18 protein-coding genes are annotated in these 17,728 nt (G+C 68.2%); 12 read left to right on the forward strand and 6 right to left on the reverse strand.

Annotated elements, in window-relative coordinates; translation table 11 throughout:
• Positions 1-95: 95 nt before the first annotated feature.
• The 5 genes from ABZY89_RS10145 (at position 96) to metG (ending at position 5,032) form a co-directional block, all read left to right on the forward strand.
• On the forward strand, positions 96-722 hold the full coding sequence (locus ABZY89_RS10145) for a DsbA family protein (protein ID WP_355226792.1): 627 nt from the start codon (positions 96-98) through the stop codon (positions 720-722).
• 45 nt (positions 723-767) lie between these two features.
• Positions 768-1,292 (forward strand): maleylpyruvate isomerase family mycothiol-dependent enzyme, encoded by a 525-nt coding sequence (locus ABZY89_RS10150; RefSeq protein WP_355226794.1) that lies wholly within the window; start codon positions 768-770, stop codon positions 1,290-1,292.
• 12 nt (positions 1,293-1,304) lie between these two features.
• On the forward strand, positions 1,305-1,862 hold the full coding sequence (locus tag ABZY89_RS10155; protein ID WP_355226796.1) for a maleylpyruvate isomerase family mycothiol-dependent enzyme: 558 nt from the start codon (positions 1,305-1,307) through the stop codon (positions 1,860-1,862).
• A gap of 77 nt (positions 1,863-1,939) precedes the next feature.
• Entirely contained in the window at positions 1,940-3,154 is a 1,215-nt protein-coding gene (locus ABZY89_RS10160) for an N-acetylmuramoyl-L-alanine amidase (protein WP_355226798.1), read from the forward strand.
• 69 nt (positions 3,155-3,223) lie between these two features.
• Positions 3,224-5,032: a methionine--tRNA ligase gene (gene metG / locus ABZY89_RS10165; protein ID WP_355226800.1), complete on the forward strand. Its 1,809-nt coding sequence runs from the start codon at positions 3,224-3,226 to the stop codon at positions 5,030-5,032.
• A 111-nt stretch (positions 5,033-5,143) separates the two neighbouring features.
• Here metG and ABZY89_RS10170 read toward each other — a convergent pair whose 3' ends face one another.
• Positions 5,144-5,278: a hypothetical protein gene (locus ABZY89_RS10170; protein ID WP_355226802.1), complete on the reverse strand. Its 135-nt coding sequence runs from the start codon at positions 5,276-5,278 to the stop codon at positions 5,144-5,146.
• 79 nt (positions 5,279-5,357) lie between these two features.
• Between ABZY89_RS10170 and ABZY89_RS10175 the strand changes: the two genes are divergently transcribed.
• Positions 5,358-6,020 (forward strand): CTP synthase, encoded by a 663-nt coding sequence (locus ABZY89_RS10175; RefSeq protein WP_355226803.1) that lies wholly within the window; start codon positions 5,358-5,360, stop codon positions 6,018-6,020.
• Entirely contained in the window at positions 6,017-6,772 is a 756-nt protein-coding gene (locus ABZY89_RS10180; protein ID WP_355226805.1) for a DUF3626 domain-containing protein, read from the forward strand. The genes ABZY89_RS10175 and ABZY89_RS10180 overlap by 4 nt, the downstream gene beginning before the upstream one ends.
• 89 nt (positions 6,773-6,861) lie before the next feature.
• Here ABZY89_RS10180 and ABZY89_RS10185 read toward each other — a convergent pair whose 3' ends face one another.
• Both ABZY89_RS10185 and ABZY89_RS10190 read right to left on the reverse strand, forming a co-directional pair.
• Entirely contained in the window at positions 6,862-7,560 is a 699-nt protein-coding gene (locus ABZY89_RS10185; RefSeq protein ID WP_355226806.1) for a GPP34 family phosphoprotein, read from the reverse strand.
• Positions 7,561-7,588: 28 nt separating this feature from the next.
• Complete coding sequence (locus ABZY89_RS10190) at positions 7,589-8,557, reverse strand: WYL domain-containing protein (RefSeq protein WP_355226808.1); 969 nt, start codon at positions 8,555-8,557, stop codon at positions 7,589-7,591.
• A gap of 113 nt (positions 8,558-8,670) precedes the next feature.
• Here ABZY89_RS10190 and ABZY89_RS10195 point away from each other — a divergent pair, with 113 nt between their 5' ends.
• Entirely contained in the window at positions 8,671-9,792 is a 1,122-nt protein-coding gene (locus ABZY89_RS10195) for an epoxide hydrolase family protein (protein WP_355226810.1), read from the forward strand.
• Between the two features lie 58 nt (positions 9,793-9,850).
• On the opposite strand, the gene ABZY89_RS10200 is transcribed toward ABZY89_RS10195, so the two are convergent.
• The 3 genes from ABZY89_RS10200 to ABZY89_RS10210 form a co-directional block, all read right to left on the reverse strand.
• Positions 9,851-10,516: a GPP34 family phosphoprotein gene (locus ABZY89_RS10200; RefSeq protein ID WP_355226812.1), complete on the reverse strand. Its 666-nt coding sequence runs from the start codon at positions 10,514-10,516 to the stop codon at positions 9,851-9,853.
• A gap of 69 nt (positions 10,517-10,585) precedes the next feature.
• Positions 10,586-11,035, reverse strand: a complete 450-nt coding sequence (locus tag ABZY89_RS10205) for a VOC family protein (protein WP_355226814.1) — start codon at positions 11,033-11,035, stop codon at positions 10,586-10,588.
• A gap of 110 nt (positions 11,036-11,145) precedes the next feature.
• Entirely contained in the window at positions 11,146-12,249 is a 1,104-nt protein-coding gene (locus ABZY89_RS10210) for a crosslink repair DNA glycosylase YcaQ family protein (RefSeq protein ID WP_355226816.1), read from the reverse strand.
• Positions 12,250-12,400: 151 nt separating this feature from the next.
• Here ABZY89_RS10210 and ABZY89_RS10215 point away from each other — a divergent pair, with 151 nt between their 5' ends.
• From ABZY89_RS10215 to yjfF, 4 genes are all read left to right on the forward strand, one after another.
• Positions 12,401-13,378: an ABC transporter substrate-binding protein gene (locus ABZY89_RS10215; RefSeq protein ID WP_355021576.1), complete on the forward strand. Its 978-nt coding sequence runs from the start codon at positions 12,401-12,403 to the stop codon at positions 13,376-13,378.
• Positions 13,379-13,509: 131 nt separating this feature from the next.
• Positions 13,510-15,093, forward strand: coding sequence for a sugar ABC transporter ATP-binding protein (locus tag ABZY89_RS10220; protein WP_355226818.1), 1,584 nt, complete (start codon positions 13,510-13,512; stop codon positions 15,091-15,093).
• Positions 15,086-16,147: an ABC transporter permease gene (locus tag ABZY89_RS10225; protein WP_355226820.1), complete on the forward strand. Its 1,062-nt coding sequence runs from the start codon at positions 15,086-15,088 to the stop codon at positions 16,145-16,147. Before ABZY89_RS10220 ends, ABZY89_RS10225 begins: the two co-directional genes overlap by 8 nt.
• The gene (gene yjfF / locus ABZY89_RS10230) at positions 16,144-17,148 is read left to right on the forward strand and encodes a galactofuranose ABC transporter, permease protein YjfF (RefSeq protein ID WP_355226822.1); all 1,005 of its coding nucleotides are present in this window, start codon (positions 16,144-16,146) and stop codon (positions 17,146-17,148) included. Before ABZY89_RS10225 ends, yjfF begins: the two co-directional genes overlap by 4 nt.
• Positions 17,149-17,728 lie beyond the last annotated feature (580 nt).

The raw sequence follows: 17,728 nt of genomic DNA on the forward strand, positions 1-17,728 counted from the left end.
AATCGCTCTCTTGGGGCGATTCGTTCAGGCTTGGGGGCGTGCCGCTGTGGCGGCCGCGTGGAACAGATCCTCGGGGGCGGTGGTTGAGTGTCGATATGACGCAGACCACCCCCGCTTCCGAGAAGACTGCCGCCGACTTCTGGTTCGACCCCGCCTGTCCGTTCGCCTGGATCACCTCGCGCTGGATCCTCGAGGTCGAGAAGGTGCGTGACGTCGAGGTGACCTGGCACATCATGAGCCTGGCGTACCTGAACCAGGACAAGGACATCCCGCAGGAGTACCGCGACTTCCTCTCGACCGCGTGGGGCCCGGTGCGGGTCTGCATGGCGGTGCAGAACGAGTACGGCCAGGAGAAGCTCGCCGAGCTCTACACCGCGCTCGGCACCCGCCGCCACGTCGAGGGCCGTGACTTCGACCGGGCGCTGATCGAGGAGGCGCTGGCCTCTGTCGAGCTGCCCGTCGAGCTCGCCGACGCGATGGACGACTCCTCGTACGACGAGGACATCGCCAAGTCCCACCACGAGGGCATGGACCAGGTCGGCAACGACGTCGGCACCCCGACGATCGCGATGAACGGCTCGGCCTTCTTCGGTCCGGTCATCTCCAAGGCGCCCAAGGGCGAGGAGGCCGGCAAGCTCTGGGACGGCTTCCAGCTGATCACCGCCTACCCCTACGTCTACGAGCTCAAGCGCGCCCGGGTCCACGACCTCGACTTCAGCTGAAGGTTTACCGGTGACGCCCCGCCGAACCAGTCGTAGGTTGGCGGGGTGACTACTACAGACGAGGCAGGAATTCTCTCGCGGGCGCTGGACCAGACCGGCGACCTGCTCGACCGGGTGCACGCCGAGACCGTCTCGCGGCCGACGCCGTGCCGGCAATGGGACGTCGGCACGCTGGCCGACCACGTGATCGCGGACGGCGGCAACTTCGTCACCATGCTTCGTGGCGGAGAGCCCGACTGGGGCGCGCCGCCGCCGCACGTCAGCGAGAGCTGGGGGCCGACGTTCCGGGTGGGTGCCGACGACGTCCTCCACGCATGGGGACAGGGTCCCGGCGTGCCGGTCGGCCTGCTCGTCGCCGAGTACGCCACTCACTCCTGGGACCTCGCGCAGGCGCTCGACGTCCCGACTTCCGAGCTCGACCCGGAGCTGGCCGAGGTCGCGCTGGGCTTCATGGAGGCGACCCTGAAGCCGGAGATGCGCACGGGTGCGTTCGACGCCGAGGTGGCGGCGCCCGAGGGCGCCGGGGCGTACGAGCGGCTGGCTGCTTTCGCGGGACGCAAGCTCGCCTGACACCATGGTCGTGTGGTTGACCAGATGGGAGTGCTCGCGCTGCAGCGGGCCCTGACGCAGGCAGCAGAGCTTCTCGACACCGTCACGGCGGACGACCTGACCCGTCCGACGCCGTGTCCCGAGTGGGATCTGCGCAAGCTGGCCAACCACATGATCGCCCAGCCGCGCGTCTTCGTGACGATGCTCCAGGGCTCGCCGCCGGGATGGGACGGGCACGAGGACTACGCGGTCAACCTGGGCGAGGAGCTCCGCACCAGAGGCAATGCGCTGATCAACCTGTGGCGCGAGGTCGGCCCCGACGACATGGTGATGATCGACCCTGACTGGCAGTCGGCCGAGATCGCGGTCCACACCTGGGACGTGTGCGCGGCGCTCGGCCGCCCGACCGACGGCCTCGACGAGGCGGTCGCCCAGCGGGCGGTCGTCGCGATGGACCGCATCCTCGGGCCGGAGCGCAAGGGGCGGGCCTTCGCCAACGCGCTCTCGGCGCCTGAGGGATCGGGTGCTTACGAGCACCTGGCTGCGTACGCCGGGCGGCCGGTGCCGTTCGCGCCGGCGCCGGCGCTTTAGTCACAGAAGTCCCAAACGACACACCGAACACATGCGTTTGCGGCATGTCGGGCGCTCGACTCTTCAAAATCAAGGGTATGGCCAGCTTCCCCCGCGTCATCACTGTGACCCTGACCGCTGTCGTCGTCGGCGCGTCGATGCTCGTGCCTGCTATCGGTTCGGCGATCGATCCGGCAGCCGCTGAGGAAGGTCAGCTGATCAAGCTGCCTCGCCTCGAGGACGGCATCGCGACCCGTGACGTGAAGCTGCCGCCGCGGCTGACCGAGCGGTCCGCCGCCGCGGCCTCGACGGAGAAGCTGCGTACGACGACCTTCTCGATGGTCGGGGTCTCCTGGACCGGGGCGGAGACTCCCCAGGTCGAGGTGCGGGTGAGCAAGTCGGACCAGTGGCGCGAGTGGCAGGAGCTGCCGCTGCAGGAGGATCTGCCGGACGGCGGCGAAGGGGGCGTCGCCGCACGCGGCAAGGTCGAGCGCCGAGGCACCCAGCCGGTGTGGACCGGCCGGGCCAGTGGCGTACAGGTGCGGGTCGAGGGTGCGCAGCCCAAGGACCTGAAGCTGACCCTGATCAACACGGGGCCGCAGGAGGACGTCAAGGCTCCGAAGCGAGAGGCCGACGACCTGGGCTACGGCAGTGCTTCGAGCGGCAGCGCGAACGGCCGGGTCGCGCGGTCGCGACCGAAGTGGGCGCCGAAGCCGGTGATCTTCACCCGGTCGCAGTGGGGTGCCAACAATTCCTGGCGCAACGGCCGCCCGGAGTACAACAGCTCGCTGAAGCAGGTCCACATCCACCACACCGCGACGAGCAACAACTACTCCAAGGGCGACGTGCCGGGGATCATCCGCGGCATCTACAGCTACCACACCAGGTCACTGGGGTGGTTCGACATCGCGTACAACTTCCTCATCGACAAGTACGGCCGTGCCTGGGAGGGTCGCTCCGGCGGCATCGACCGGCTCGTCAAGGGCGCGCACACGCGTGGCTTCAACCACCAGTCGATGGGCATCGCCCTGATCGGCAACTTCGAGAACGTACGCCCCTCCGACGACGCCCTCATCAAGACCGAGCGGATGGCGGCCTGGAAGCTCGACATGGCCGGCCGCGACGAGCGCGGCACGCTCGAGACGATCTCGAAGGGCAGCGACCGGTTCCCGGCCGGTCGGCGCGTCCGGGTCTGGGTCATCGACGGCCACTTCCACACCAACGAGACCTCCTGCCCGGGCGCCCAGCTCGCCAAGTGGCTGCCGTGGATCCGGAAGTACGCCTACCAGCGGGACCAGATGTTCAACCCGTGATCCGGGTTGCCGGTGTCGATAACGGTGTCAATTGAGGGGCGAGTGGCTGCCTCTCCCTAGGATGGGGCCATGAGCAACGTTCTGTCCGCAGTCGCCTGGCCGTACGCAAACGGCCCGCGCCACATCGGCCACGTGGCCGGTTTCGGCGTGCCCTCCGACGTCTTCAGTCGGTACATGCGGATGGCGGGCCACGACGTGCTCATGGTCTCCGGCTCCGACGAGCACGGCACCCCGATCCTGATCGCCGCCGACGAGGCCGGCGTGACGCCCCAGGAGCTCGTCGACAAGAACCACCGGATCATCGTCGAGGACCTGACCTCGCTCGGCCTGACGTACGACCTCTACACCCGCACCACCTCGGCCAACCACCACTCGGTGGTGCAGGAGCTGTTCCTCGGTGTGTGGAACAACGGCTACTTCGTCGAGCAGACCTCCAAGGGCGCGATCTCGCCGTCGACCGGCCGGACGCTGCCGGACCGCTACATCGAGGGCACCTGCCCGATCTGTGGGGCCGACGGGGCCCGCGGTGACCAGTGCGACAACTGTGGCAACCAGCTCGACCCGGACCAGCTGATCAACCCGGTCTCCAAGATCAACGGCGAGACCCCGGAGTTCGTCGAGACCCAGCACTTCTTCCTCGACCTACCGGCGCTGGCCGATGCCCTGCATGCGTTCCTCGACGACCGCGAGCAGACCGGCCTGTGGCGTCCCAACGTCATCCGGTTCAGCCAGAACATCCTCAAGGAGATCCGCCCGCGCGCGATGACGCGCGACATCGACTGGGGCATCAAGGTCCCGCTCGACGGCTGGCGCGAGAACCCGACCAAGCGGATGTACGTCTGGTTCGACGCGGTGATCGGCTACCTGTCCGCCTCGATCGAGTGGGCCCGACGCTCGGGTGACCCCGAGGCGTGGCGCGACTGGTGGAACGCCCCGGAGGCGCTGTCGTACTACTTCATGGGCAAGGACAACATCGTCTTTCACTCCCAGATCTGGCCGGCCGAGCTGATCGCCTACAACGGCCAGGGGTCGAAGGGCGGCGAGCCCGGTTCCTTCGATGTGCTGAACCTGCCGACCGAGGTCGTCTCCAGCGAGTACCTGACGATGGAGGGCAAGAAGTTCTCCTCCTCGAAGAAGATCGTGATCTACGTACGCGACCTCCTCTCGCGCTACCAGCCCGACGCGTTCCGCTACTTCGTGGCCGCCGCCGGCCCCGAGTCGAACGACTCCGACTTCACCTGGGCGGAGTTCGTGCGGCGTACGAACGACGAGCTCGTCGCCGGCTGGGGCAACCTGGTCAACCGCACCGCCACCCTGATCGCGAAGAACTTCGGCGAGCTGCCCCCCGCCGGGGCGCTGACCGAGGCGGACCAGGCGATCCTCGACACCGTCGGCGCCGCGTTCGGCACCGTCGGCGACCTGATCGGTCGTCACCGGCAGAAGCAGGCGATCGGCGAGGCGATGCGTGCGGTCGGCGAGGTCAATAAGTACGTCACCGACCTCGAGCCGTGGAAGCTGGCCAAGGCTCCGGAGGACCGCGAGCGCCTCGGCACCGTGTTGCACGTGATGGCCCAGTGCGTCGCTGACCTCAACCTGATCCTGTCCCCGTTCCTGCCGTTCTCCGCCAACGAGATCGACAAGGCGCTCGGCGGCAAGGGCGAGGTCGCCCCGATGCCCCGCATCGAGGAGGTCGAGGACCTCGACGACGGCAAGCCCTACCCGATCATCACCGGCGACTACTCCGGTGCGCCCACCTGGGAGCGCCACGACATCGTCGTCGGCACCCCGGTCGCCAAGCCCACCCCGGTCTTCCAGAAGCTGGACACCGCGATCATCGACGAGGAGCTCGACCGCCTGGGCATCAAGCCGCAGGAGTGAGCTGGGTCGAAGTCCGCAGTCACCCAGTGGCTGCGGACTTCGACCTATTTACGTGCGTCCACGATCCAGTCGTAGCCGAGCCCGAGCAGGATGCGGTCGGAGGTCAGGAAGTCAGTCGCGGGCGGCCTGAATCTCGAGGTCCGGGTCGAACATGGACCGGATCTCCTTGTCCATCGCTTTCCATTCGTCATCGCTCGGAAGCGAGAACATGCCTCGGAGGCCGCCTAGCCGAACCTGCGTCGTCATGAGAACAGCGTAGATCCGGCTCGGTGCGCTGCGGCTGAATTCGTTGGATCCGTCCTCACGTGGCTGCGAGGATCGGCGCATGATCGCACTGCTCGGCGACGACCGGGGACACCGTAGCCATCAGGAGCTCAACGCGCTTCGGCCGCAGCTGGCCGAGCTCGGGGTCGAGACGCAGTGGGTGCCGACAGACTCCGGGTTCGAGATTGGGGCGTACGACGGGGTCTGGCTCGTTCCTGGCTCGCCCTATGCCGATGACGCCGCGGTTCTCGCTGCGCTCACGGTTGTCCGCGAGCAGGGGATCCCGTTCCTCGGGGTGTGCGGTGGGATGCAGTACGCCGTGCTGGAGTGGGCCCGCAACGTGCTCGGCTCCACGGCGACCCATGCCGAGTCCGACGGCGCGGACGAGGACAACGCGGTCGCCGCGCTGGCCTGTTCGCTCTACGGCGAGGAGCGGCTGGTGACCCCGGTCCCCGGCACCCGCTTCGCGGGCTGGCAGCCGGAGCCGTTCGTCGGCATGCACTTCTGCAACTACGCGCCCACAACAGAGGCCGTAGCGACGCTGGAGAAGATCGGTGTCGTCGTCGGCGCGACCGCGGACGACGCCGGCGCGGAAGTCCTGGAGTTCCCGGATCACCCGTTCTACGTCACCAGCATGTTCCAGCCCCACATCGGCGCCCTCGCCGAGGCTCCGGTCCACCCGCTCGTGCGTGCGTTCGTGAGCGCGGTCGCTGCGCGACGATGAGCGTCACGCTGCAGTTCCACCCCGACTGGCCGTACGCGGGCGGGCTGGTGGTCGATTCGCTGGCACGCGATGGCAGGTACCGGTCGCAGTTCGAGACCGGGACGTCCAACGGCGGGCTGACCGCGCATCCGGGTGGGGACCGGTGGCGCTGGGAGAGCCGCCTGTTCGGCGGTCGCTACGACGGGGCGCCGGCGGGGGAACGGCCGGTCTACGGAGCATGGAACCGCCACGAAGATCCATACGGCGGCGCGATCCGGTTCGGGTCCGCGCACCTCCGGCTCCGGCCCGAGGTGCGGGAGCGGTGCACCTTCTGCTTCCCCGACTCGGTCTTCGAGCCGACCGACTTCGGTGGCCCGGAGATACTGCCGCAGCTGTCCGCGATGGCCGACGCCTCGGGTTTCGACGATCTTGACGAGTGCGTCGAGGCTCATGTGCACGGTGGTGTCGTGATCGAACGAGATGTCGAGGCGGTCGTGCTCGACCCGTGCTTCCGTGACACGAAGGTTGAGGCCGCGGCGGGCGAGCTCGGCTGCGCGGTGGAGTGGCATCCGGGCTTCCGTGTCGCCACCGTCGGCCTCGATCCGGACTACCGAGGTCAGGAGTACGTCGACCTGGCGCAGTCACTTGGCGACGTACTCACGCCTGATCTTCTCGGCGACGCCGCGAGGTTGGGCGACTACGACCCGCAGTCGGTCAAGCGGGTCTGGCACTACCTGGCGAGGTTCGGGCGGGCCGAATCCGGTTCGCTATGACAGATGGTCCGAGTTTGTGAATCGTTCACAAACTCGGACCATCTGTCGTAGGGACGCGCGGACGGTTCTCCTGGAGCGGTCGGCGAGCCTCAATCCCCGCCGCCTCCGCCGTCGCCGCCACCACCGTCGCCGCCGCTGTCGCTGAAGCCGGACTCGACGCCCTGGCGGGCGGCGATGATGGCCTCGCGTACGGCACCGGCGGCCCAGTCGGCCCGGGCGATCTCTTTGGCGCGTTTCTTGACCACGCGGGGCGGCACGGTGGGGGAGACGAACAGGCGGTGGGCCTGGTCGACGGCGGAGAGCAGTGCGATCAGGGTGCCGGTGCGCTCGTCGGGTGTATGGCCGTGGAGCAGGACGCCGGCAATCCGGTCGCGCACGGGCTGCTTCGACCGCGGGTCGAGGACCGGGTGGACGGTCGTGCTGAAGAAGAGGCCCTTCCGGTCCTCGGCTCGCAGCAGACCCTGGTTGACGAGATGGCCGATCAGGTAGGCAGCCATTCCGGTGCCGATGCGCTTGACCACCTTGGACGGCGTTCTGGGGCGCTCGCAGACGATGTCATACGCGTGCTGAAGGCTCGCGTCGTCAGCTACCTGGACCTTCACGGGGCGCACCTTGGGCGAGCGCCAGAACGACTGCTGGTGCACCTCGACGGCGCCCGCGAGCGCGAGCTCGGCGAGCAGCGCACCGCCGACCAGCACGTCCCGCGTCGCCAGGTTGCGGAGACCTTTGACGGGCTGTCCGGTGATGTCCTCGAGGGTGAGCAGGATGAGCTCCTCGGCGATCAGCATGGCCCGAAACGTAGCGGCCGGACGGTGTTCACGACACCGGATTCGGCGCAATCGTCGACGCGGCCGCGTAGCGCTCCGCGAGGACGCGGAGGTGGTCGACCAGCTCAGGTGGGGACTCGACGGTGAAGTCGAGGCCGAGCATGCCGATCCAGACGGCCACGACCTCGAGGCTGTCCCCGCCGGTGACCAGGACGCTGCGGTCGGGGGAGATCGGCTCGACGGTGCCGACGGCGGGGTTGATGCGGGAGATGACCTCCTCGGCGGAGGCGGCGATGATCAGGCGGGCGTGTACGGCCCAGCCGGTGCGGGCGACTTCGCGTACGACGAACTCGGTGAGGTCGAAGGAAGGGTCACTCGGCCGGAACGGTCGCCCGCCGGGGATCTTGAGACGCAGCCAGTCGACGCGCAGCGGCAGCCAGGCGTCGGCGCGGGGGTCGCGGGCGACGAGGTACCAGCGGCGCTGCCAGGCGATCAGTCGGTAGGGCTCGACCTCGATGGGCTCGTCGCGGTAGTCGGCGCGTACGCCGACATGGTCCCGGATCGCGGTGGCCAGCGCCTGCAGGGTGCCGGCGTCGACGTCCGGGTCGGGGACGTTGCTGTCGGTGTTGACGGGGCCGGCGTCCATCGCATCGACCACTGCGGCCAGCTTGCGACGCAGGTGGTCGGGCAGCACCTGCTCGAGCTTGCCCAGCGCCCTGGCACTGGTCTCCGCGACACCGGTGATGCCCGTCGCCGCACGCAGCCCGACGGCGACCGCGAGCGCCTCCTCGTCGTCCAGCAGCAGCGGCGGAAGCTTCCCGCCGGAGCCGAGCCGGTAGCGCCCACCCGGGCCGCGTACCGACTCCACCGGATAGCCGAGCTCGCGCAGCTTGGTCATGTCGTTGCGCACGGTGCGCTCGGAGACGTCGAGCCGGGTGGCCAGGTCGGCGCCGGTCCAGCCGGCAGACGACTGAAGCAGACCGAGGAGCGCGAGCAGTCGCGCAGAGGTTTCCAGCACGGGCTCAGCGTGCGGGAAAAAAGATTCACGGGCCAGTGGAATTCCGGAATCAGGCTTGCCGGAACCCTTCATAACGTAGGTCTCACAAGGTCGGAAACCACCAAGGAGAAGTCATGAACACGCAGGTCAACACCGGAATCAGCACCAAGTCCAACGGCGAGATCAGCACCGTCACCGTCGAGTTCCCGCAGGCGGATCTCGATGACCTCCGCACCCGCCTGGAGCGCACCCGGTTCGCGCCCAGCGTGCCCGGCGACTCCTGGGACTACGGCACCCCGACGGCCTACCTCGCCGACATGGTCGAGCGCTGGAAGAGCTTCGACTGGCGTGCGGTCGAGGCGCGCATCAACGCCGTGCCCAACCACCTGACCGAGATCGACGGCCAGGTCATCCACTTCGTCCACGTACCCTCCTCGAACCCGGACGCCAAGGCGCTCCTCCTCGCCCACACCTACCCGGGCTCGTTCCTGGAGTTCCTGCCGATGATCGAGTCGCTGACCGACGAGTTCCACCTGGTGATCCCGGAGCTGCCGGGCTTCGGCCTCTCGACGCCGGTGGTCGACACCGGCTGGACGATGAAGCGGGCCGCCGAGGCGTACGACGTTCTCATGCGCCGGCTCGGCTACGACTCCTACGGGGTGCACGGCAGCGACGGCGGCGCGATGGTCGGTCGCGAGCTCGCCCTGCTGAACCCCGAGGGCTTCCTCGGCGCCCATGTGCTGCAGCTCTTCTCGTTCCCGTCGGGCGACCCGAGCGAGTTCGAGAACTTCGGGCCGAAGGAGTACGCCGCGCTCGAGCACATGCAGTGGTTCCAGTCGGTCGGCGGCTACAACGCGATGAACGGCTCCCGGCCGCAGACCATCGGCGCGGCGCTGGCCGACTCGCCGGTCGGGACGCTGGCCTACAGCGAGCTCTTCGAGTCCTTCGGCAACGGCACCTCGCTGGTCACCCCCGAGCAGGTCATCGAGCAGGCGACCTACTACTGGCTCACCAACTCCTACGCCTCGGTGGCGCGCTACCACTACGAGGAGGGCCACGCCGAGCGCGAGCCGGAGGTCTCCCAGGGCCGGATCGGGGTCGCCGTCTTCAAGGACGACTTCCAGACCATCAGGTCGCTGGCCGAGCGGGACAATGCCAACATCCAGCACTGGTCGGAGTTCCCCGAGGGCGGCCACTACGCGGCCATGGAGCGTCCCGAGGACGTCGCCGCCGACCTGCGAGCGTTCTTCGCCTGACCGCCTCGTACGAACCCGAGGATCGCAGCCCCTCCGCGGCTGCGATCCTCGGGTTTTGTCAGGTGGTCGTCGTGGTGACGGTGGTGGCGACCATCACCGCGGTCATGACCGCGGTGACCTCGTCCATCGCGTCCTTGACGCCCTTGGCGGCCCAGTCGCCACGGGCGATCTCCTTCGCCCGCTTCTTGACCGCTCCGGCGCCGACGGCCCTCGTGTCGACCACCTTGTGGGCGAGGTCGATGGAAGAGAGGAGGGCGATGAGCGGGCCGGTCCGTTCGTCCGGCGCGGCACCCTGGATGAGCACGGCGACCAACTGGCCGCGTACGGCGTTCTCGTGGGTCGAGTCTGCGGCCGGCCAGGTGGTGCGCGGGAAGATGCCGAGGATCTTCTCGTCGCGGCGCTTGAGGATGTTGCGGTCGCTCAGCCGCGCGGCGAGCGCCTCGTGCAGCCCCTTGCCGAGGTTGGTGACGGCGTTCTTGGCCGCCAGTGGCTTGGCCGCCAGCACGTCGTACGCAGCGGCCAGGATCGGCTCGTCCGGCCGCCGGCCCGGCACCGCCATGGCCTTGGCCGGGGTGAGCCCGGACTTGGGGACGACCTGGACCGAGCCCGCCATGACGAGCTCGGTAAGGATCGCTCCGCCCAGCGCCTGCTGGACCCAGGACGAGGCGAGCGTGCCCTTCTCGTCATCGAGCACGAGCAGCAGCAGGTCTTCCGCGATCAGCATGTATCGACGGTAAAACGACTCGCTGCCCGGCGCCTCCTACGAAAGACGGATCTTTGCTCGGACCTTCGTCTAGGCCTGTGCCGACTCGGGGCCGGCGACGTCGAACATCCAGCTCACGCCGAACTTGTCCTCGAACTGGCCGAAGTAGTCGCCCCACGGGGCCTGCGCGAACGGCATCCCGGGTGCGCCGCCCTCGGAGAGCTTGGCGTAGTAGTCGGCGAAGCGCGGGTGGTCGGCGGGGTCGGGGCTGGTCATCGCGACGGTGATGCCGGCGGTCGGGGCGACGTAGTCCATGCCCATCCCGGGAGGCGTGTCGGCGGCCATCAGGACGAGGCCGTCGTCGAGGGTGAGCGAGCCGTGCATGACCAGGTCCTTCGCCTCCGGCGGCACCGGACCCATCGCGTCGCCCATGGAGTCGAAGGTCATCGTCTCAACGGTGCCGCCGAGCACCGACCGGTAGAACTCGAGCGCCTCCGCGGCCTCGGACTTGAAGCTGATGTACGGGTTGAGCGTTGCCATTCGGATCGTCTCCTTTGATCGATTTCCGACCCCGTTTGCTCACAGTAGGCGCGCCGAAGGATGTGGAGAAGAGCAATTCGCGTCGGTTTGCCCTGTTTTCGGGGCCGCTGTCACGGATGGACGATCCCGACGCCCAGCCACCCGGCCAGCGCCTCGATCTCGGCCTCGACCGCGTCACCGATCTCGGCGGTCCACCCGAAGTCCTCATGGACGGCGAAGACGTTCATCAGCGCCTTCTTGTGGTCCACCTTCGCGTCGAGCTTCCCGACGAGCCGCTCGCCGTACAGGATCGGGAGGGCGAAGTAGCCCCAGCGACGTTTGGCGGCCGGCTTGTACATCTCCAGGACGTACTCGAACCCGAATAGGTCCAGCGCCCGGTCGCGGTCGTAGACGAGACGGTCGAAGGGGGAGAGCAGGGCAGCCCGTGGCGCGAACCCGTCCTCGAGGGCGGCCAGCGCCTCGGGGTCGACCCGCCACTCGCCGTCGACTCCGGCCACGGTGCACGGGACGCCCGCGTCTCCGGCGCCGAGCACCTCGCCGCCGGAGGAGTCCTTCCGCCCGGGGCGGGCGATCCCGAGCGAGGCCAGGCGGCGCACGGTCTCCACCCTCAGCGCCTCCTCTGGAGAGGGCTCTGCCGACGTAGGGCGCACGTCGGACGGGTAGACGCGCTCGGCGAGATCCCAGGTGCGCAGCTTGCCGCGGCGGCCGGCGATCGCGACCTCGCCCATCCGGTTGAGCAGCTCGATCATCCGCAGGACGTTCTTGTCGTTGGTCCACCCGGTCGACGCCCAGGGCACCTCGGCGGTGTCCTCGATCTCGCCGGCCACGAGGGGTCCGTCGGCTCTCAGGCGATCCAGGACCTGCGTACGGAATCTCTTGTTGGCCTCCACCCACTCGACGGCCGTGGGGTGGATCCGGGCCGGAGACAGGGCGAGAACCGTCTCGATCTCGTCCATGGGGAAGATGAAGCTGGAGAACTCCACCAGCGAGCGCTCCTGCTCGAGGGCGAAGGTCAGATCCGAATGATCGTACGCATCCCCCAACCGCGACCACGCCACCAGATCCGCGCTCGGCGCGATCGCCCTGGTCGGGTCGATCTGCAGGAGCGTCAGCTGATCGACCGTCTCCACCAGTGAGACGGGCCGACGCGCATCGAGGAGCTGGGCGCGGACGGCGATCCGGCGCGCCTGTTCCGGGGTCAGGGTGAGCGTCATGTCCACACAGTATGGGGAGTTCCGGACGACCTGCTGCCGATTCGAACCGATCTTCCCATTCCGCTTGACCGCGCGAATGTTAACGCTCACACTGGGTCGCATCGTGACGACGGTCACACTGGCCGCCGCAGTAAAACACTGGAGGACGACAGTGAAGAAGACCCTCATCGGGCTGTGTGCGCTCGCCTTGGGCGGGATGTCGCTCAGCGCGTGCGGCGGCAGCGAAGCCGCCGACGACGGCTCGATCACCATGGGGTTCGCCCAGGTCGGCGCCGAGAGTGGCTGGCGCACCGCGAACACCACATCGATCCAGGACTCGGCCGAGGAGGCCGGCATCGACCTGAAGTTCTCCGACGCTCAGCAGAAGCAGGAGAACCAGATCAAGTCGATCCGGTCATACATCCAGCAGAAGGTGGACGTCATCGCGTTCAGCCCGGTCGTCGAGACCGGTTGGGACGCGGTGCTCCAGGAGGCCAAGCGCGCCAAGATCCCCGTCGTGCTGACCGACCGGGCCGTGGACACCGAAGACACCTCGCTCTATGTCACCTTCATCGGCTCCGACTTCGTCGAGGAGGGAGAGAAGGCAGGGCAGTGGCTGGTCGACAACGCCGACGCGTCCGACGTCGACAAGGACGGTGCGGTGAACGTCGTCGAGCTCCAGGGCACCACAGGGTCGGCGCCGGCGATCGACCGCAAGAAGGGGTTCGAGGACAAGATCTCCGCGGACTCCAAGATCAAGATCACCGAGTCCCAGACCGGTGACTTCACGCGTGACGGCGGCAAGCAGGTCATGGAGGCTTTCTTGCAGTCTAACCCGAAGATCGACGTCGTCTACGCCCACAACGACGACATGGGCCTGGGTGCGATCGAGGCGATCAAGGCAGCCGGCAAGAAGCCCGGCACCGACATCAAGATCATCACCGTCGACGCGGTCAAGGACGGCATGACCGCGCTGGCCGCGGGCGAGATCAACTTCATCGTCGAGTGCAGCCCGCTGCTCGGGCCGCAGCTGATGGACGTCGCCGAGAAGGTCGTCGCCGGCGAGGAGGTCCCCGACCGCATCGTCACCGAGGAGACCACCTTCACCCCGGAGCAGGCCGCTGAGGCGCTGCCCGACCGCAAGTACTGACACCGCTGACCGAGGTGCCTCGGTGAGGCGTCGCTTCCCGCGTGGAACTCCACGAGGGAAGCGCGCGCCGACCGAGTCACCTCGGTGAGCATCCGCCGCCGCCCCCTCCGACCAGCAGGAGCCAGTACGACATGAGCCAGGCAGAACTGACGCCACCCCGGGCGGTGGTGGAGATGCTCGACGTCTCCATCACGTTCGGAGCGGTCCGAGCGCTCGACAGCGTCTCGCTGCGACTCCTGCCGGGGGAGGTGCACGCGCTCATGGGGGAGAACGGGGCCGGGAAGTCGACGCTGATCAAGGCCCTGACCGGGGTCTACACGATCGACTCGGGACGGGTGGAGATCGCTGGCGTCGAGACCCAGTTCGCCACCCCGGCTGCGGCTCAGCATGCCGGGATCAGCACGGTCTACCAGGAGGTCAACCTGGTGCCCAACCTCACCGTGGCCGAGAACATGCTCCTCGGCCGTGAGCCCCGCCGCCTCAACGGGATCGGCCCGATCGACCGCCGGGCGATGAACCGCCGCGCCGCCGCCTCGCTGCAGGGCCTCGGCATCGACATCGACCCCGGGTCGGAGCTCGGCAGCCACCCGATCGCTGTCCAGCAGCTCGTCGCGATCGCGCGTGCCGTCGACACCGACGCCCGGGTCCTGATCCTCGACGAGCCGACCTCCAGCCTGGACGCCGACGAGGTGGCTCGGCTCTTCGAGGTGATGCGCAGGTTGCGGGACCAGGGCACCGCGATCGTCTTCGTCTCCCACTTCCTCGACCAGGTCTTCGAGATCTCCGACCGGATGACGATCCTGCGCAACGGCCGCGTGGTGGGCGAGCGGCTGGTCGAGGGGACCACCCAGCTCGAGCTGGTGCAGCTGATGATCGGCCGCGACCTCCAGGTCCTCGAGCGCCTCGACCATGCCGTTCACGAGGCACCCGAGGAGGCTGCGACCGAGCAGCGCCTCCCGGTGCTCAGCGCGGTCGGGCTGGGCCGGAAGGGGAGCCTGGAGGCCACCGACCTCACCCTGTACCCCGGCGAGGTCGTCGGCATCGCCGGCCTGCTCGGCTCGGGGCGTACGGAGCTGGCCCGGCTGCTGTTCGGCGCCGACGCCCCGGACACCGGAGACCTCACCGTTCGCGGCTCGAGCCGGCGGAGGCTGCGCAGCCCTCGGCACGCGATCGACCGCAAGCTCGCCTTCTGCAGCGAGGACCGCAAGGCCGAAGGAGTCTTCGAGGAGCTCTCCGTGGCCGACAACATGCTGCTCGGTCTTCAGGCCACCCGTGGCTGGCTGCGGCCGATCCCGACGGCTACCCGCGAGAAGCTGGTCAAGGAGTTCATGACCGCTCTCGACGTACGGCCGGCCGACCCGAGCCTGCCGATGCGGAGTCTGTCCGGTGGCAACCAGCAGAAGGTCCTGCTGGCGCGCTGGCTGATCACGGAGCCCGACGTACTCCTGCTCGACGAGCCCACCCGCGGCATCGACATCGGTGCCAAGACCCAGATCCAGCAGCTCGTCGCCGATCTCGCGGAGAAGGGGATGAGCGTGGTGTTCATCTCCGCCGAGCTCGAGGAGGTGCTCCGGCTGAGCCACCGGCTGGTGGTCCTCAAGGACCGCCGCAAGATCGACGAGCGGCCCAACCGGGGCATCGAAGTCAACGACGTACTCGAGATCATCACCGGCGAACCCGGCGGCCTGGCCGAGAAGGAGCGAGCAGATGCCTGAGAACATCAGACCGGGCCAGGGGCTCGCCGCCCGCGCGATGGCCCACCGCCTCTTCTGGCCGCTGGCCGCGCTCGGCGCGCTGCTGGTGGTCAACCTGATCGCGACGCCGACCTTCTTCAACGTACGCATCCAGGACGGTCACCTCTTCGGCAGCCTGGTCGACATCGTCCGCAACGGCGCCCCGGTGCTGCTGGTCGCGATCGGGATGACGCTGGTCATCGCGACCCGCGGGATCGACCTCTCGGTGGGAGCCGTGGCGGCGATCGCAGGCGCCGTCGCCTGCGTCTACATCGTCAAGAGCCCCGTCGACGGCGCCGCCGGCACAGCCGTCATCGCGATCTCGATGGCCCTCGCCGTCAGTGTCGCGCTGGGGTTGTGGAACGGCTTCCTGGTCGCGGTGGTCGGCATCCAGCCGATCATCGCCACGCTGGTCCTGATGGTCGCCGGCCGCGGGATCGCGATGCTGGTGACCGGCGGCCAGATCACCACGGTCAACAACGACGCCTTCGCCGCGCTGGCCTCGGGCCACCTGCTCACCCTCCCGGTCGCCGCCCTGATCGCGCTCGGGGTCTTCGCGGCCACCCAGATAGTCGTACGCCGCACCGCGCTCGGCCTGCTCATCGAGTCGGTCGGGATCAACCCGGAGGCGAGCCGGCTGGCCGGCGTACGCTCCCGCACGATCATCTGGACCGTCTACGTCTTCGCGGCGCTGTGTGCCGGGACCGCCGGTCTGATCATCGCCGCCAACACTCACTCGGTGAACGCGAACAGCCTCGGACTGTGGATCGAGCTGGACGCCATCCTGGCCGTCGTCATCGGAGGTACGTCACTGGCCGGCGGCCGCTTCTCGCTCACCGGCACCCTGGTCGGGGCGATGCTGATCGCCACCCTCACCCGGACCATCCCCAACATCGGCATCCCGGCCGAGGCCAACTATCTGTTCAAGGCGCTGGTGGTCGTGATCGTGTGCCTGCTGCAGTCGCCGAAGGCGCGAGCGGTGCTGCAACGACGCAGTGACCGTACGCCGACCAGCCGCGAGGAGGCTGTCGCATGAGTGTTCAGGTGCCCGCGATCGAGACCGGGCTCATCGCCCGGGTCGCACGCTACAGCCCGCCCCGCCGCTACCTGCCCGTGCTCGGCACGTTCGCGCTGTTCATCGGCATGTTCGGGGTCGGCGGGATCCGCTATGAGGGGTTCGCCGATCCGCAGGTCTTCCTGACGTTGCTGCTCGACAACGCGTTCCTGATCGTGCTCGCGGTCGGAATGACGTTCGTGATCCTCACCGGTGGGATCGACCTCTCGGTCGGCTCCAACGTGGCCCTCTCGACGCTGATCGCGGCCCGTACGCTCGAGCTAGGCCTGCCGGTGGTCGCGGTGATCGTGATCGTGCTCCTGTCCGGCACCCTGCTCGGCACCGCGATGGGGCTGCTGATCCACTACTTCGACATCCAGCCCTTCATCGCCACCTTGGCGGGCATGTTCTTGGCCCGCGGGCTCTGCTACCTGATCAGCGTCGACTCGATCCCGATCAAGGACGAGACCTTCAAGGCCATCGCGTTCGGCACGATCACCCTGCCCGGTGGCTACTACCTCGGGTGGACGGCGGTCTTCGCACTGGTGATCGTCGCGGTGGCTGCGTACGTCCTCGCCTCGACCCGCTTCGGACGCACCGTCTACGCCCTCGGCGGCAGCGAGCCGTCGGCGCTGCTGATGGGGTTGCCGGTCGCGGCGACCAAGGTCGGGGTGTACGCGATCAGCGGGCTGTGTGCGGCGCTCGGCGGACTGCTGTTCGCGCTCTACACGCTCTCGGGCTACTCGCTGCACGCGGTCGGGATGGAGCTCGACGCGATCGCCGCCGTGGTCATCGGCGGCACGCTGCTCACCGGCGGTCGTGGGTTCGTGATCGGGTCGCTGCTCGGGGTGCTCGTGCTCGGCACGATCCAGACCTTCATCTCCTTCGACGGCACGCTGTCTTCTTGGTGGACTCGGATCTCGATCGGGGTGCTGGTGCTCGTGTTTGTCGTTGCGCAGAGGGTGTTGACTCGGCGGGGGTAGGTCGGTTTTTCCTTCTCTGTTGGGGCCGTGTTTTTGTGGTTGGGGTTTGCCGCCGACCCGTTCTTGAAGGGTGTTCTCGACGAACCCCGGAGTAAAGGGCGGCCTTCGGCCGCCGGCTTCGCCGGTCGCCTGCGGCGATCCTTGACACCGGGCTCCGTCGAGAATTTTGGCTGGCTATCGGGTCGGCGGCAGGGGTTTGGCGCGGAGGTTTGGGTTGGGCGGGTGCCTGGGAGCTTGGGCGGTCGGGCTGGCCGGTGGAATGGATTTTCTTTCCGCCTAGAGCCCGTTCTCTTCGGGAGGGTTGGTGGGCGAACGAATTTCCGTTCGCCTCAGAGAGCGCCTGGCCCGGGGTGGGGTTGGTGGATGGAAGAAATTTTTCTTCCACGCAAAGACTCCCTGGCTGGTGGAGGCGTGGATCGGTCACTTTTCGTGGGTGAGTGTGCCGTGGCCACACCCGGGCCGCCGCCCCGATAGCCAGCCAAATCTTTCTCGATCTGGTCCGGAGTCCAGGACCGCGAAGCGGCCGGCGAAGCCGGCGCCCGAAGGGCGTCCTTGACGCCGGTCCAGATCGAGAGACCCT

This window comes from Nocardioides sp. NPDC006303 (assembly GCF_040613175.1).
Taxonomy (GTDB): Bacteria; Actinomycetota; Actinomycetes; order Propionibacteriales; family Nocardioidaceae; genus Nocardioides.

Excerpts from the sequence above, each read along its gene's own strand:
- ABZY89_RS10145 (WP_355226792.1), top strand. The coding sequence starts at position 96 with ATGACGCAGACCACCCCCGCTTCCGAGAAGACTGCCGCCGACTTCTGG.
- ABZY89_RS10160 (WP_355226798.1), top strand. The coding sequence starts at position 1,940 with ATGGCCAGCTTCCCCCGCGTCATCACTGTGACCCTGACCGCTGTCGTC.
- metG (WP_355226800.1), top strand. The coding sequence starts at position 3,224 with ATGAGCAACGTTCTGTCCGCAGTCGCCTGGCCGTACGCAAACGGCCCG.
- ABZY89_RS10170 (WP_355226802.1), bottom strand. The coding sequence starts at position 5,278 with ATGACGACGCAGGTTCGGCTAGGCGGCCTCCGAGGCATGTTCTCGCTT.
- ABZY89_RS10175 (WP_355226803.1), top strand. The coding sequence starts at position 5,358 with ATGATCGCACTGCTCGGCGACGACCGGGGACACCGTAGCCATCAGGAG.
- ABZY89_RS10180 (WP_355226805.1), top strand. The coding sequence starts at position 6,017 with ATGAGCGTCACGCTGCAGTTCCACCCCGACTGGCCGTACGCGGGCGGG.
- ABZY89_RS10185 (WP_355226806.1), bottom strand. The coding sequence starts at position 7,560 with ATGCTGATCGCCGAGGAGCTCATCCTGCTCACCCTCGAGGACATCACC.
- ABZY89_RS10195 (WP_355226810.1), top strand. The coding sequence starts at position 8,671 with ATGAACACGCAGGTCAACACCGGAATCAGCACCAAGTCCAACGGCGAG.
- ABZY89_RS10200 (WP_355226812.1), bottom strand. The coding sequence starts at position 10,516 with ATGCTGATCGCGGAAGACCTGCTGCTGCTCGTGCTCGATGACGAGAAG.
- ABZY89_RS10205 (WP_355226814.1), bottom strand. The coding sequence starts at position 11,035 with ATGGCAACGCTCAACCCGTACATCAGCTTCAAGTCCGAGGCCGCGGAG.
- ABZY89_RS10210 (WP_355226816.1), bottom strand. The coding sequence starts at position 12,249 with ATGACGCTCACCCTGACCCCGGAACAGGCGCGCCGGATCGCCGTCCGC.
- ABZY89_RS10220 (WP_355226818.1), top strand. The coding sequence starts at position 13,510 with ATGAGCCAGGCAGAACTGACGCCACCCCGGGCGGTGGTGGAGATGCTC.
- ABZY89_RS10225 (WP_355226820.1), top strand. The coding sequence starts at position 15,086 with ATGCCTGAGAACATCAGACCGGGCCAGGGGCTCGCCGCCCGCGCGATG.
- yjfF (WP_355226822.1), top strand. The coding sequence starts at position 16,144 with ATGAGTGTTCAGGTGCCCGCGATCGAGACCGGGCTCATCGCCCGGGTC.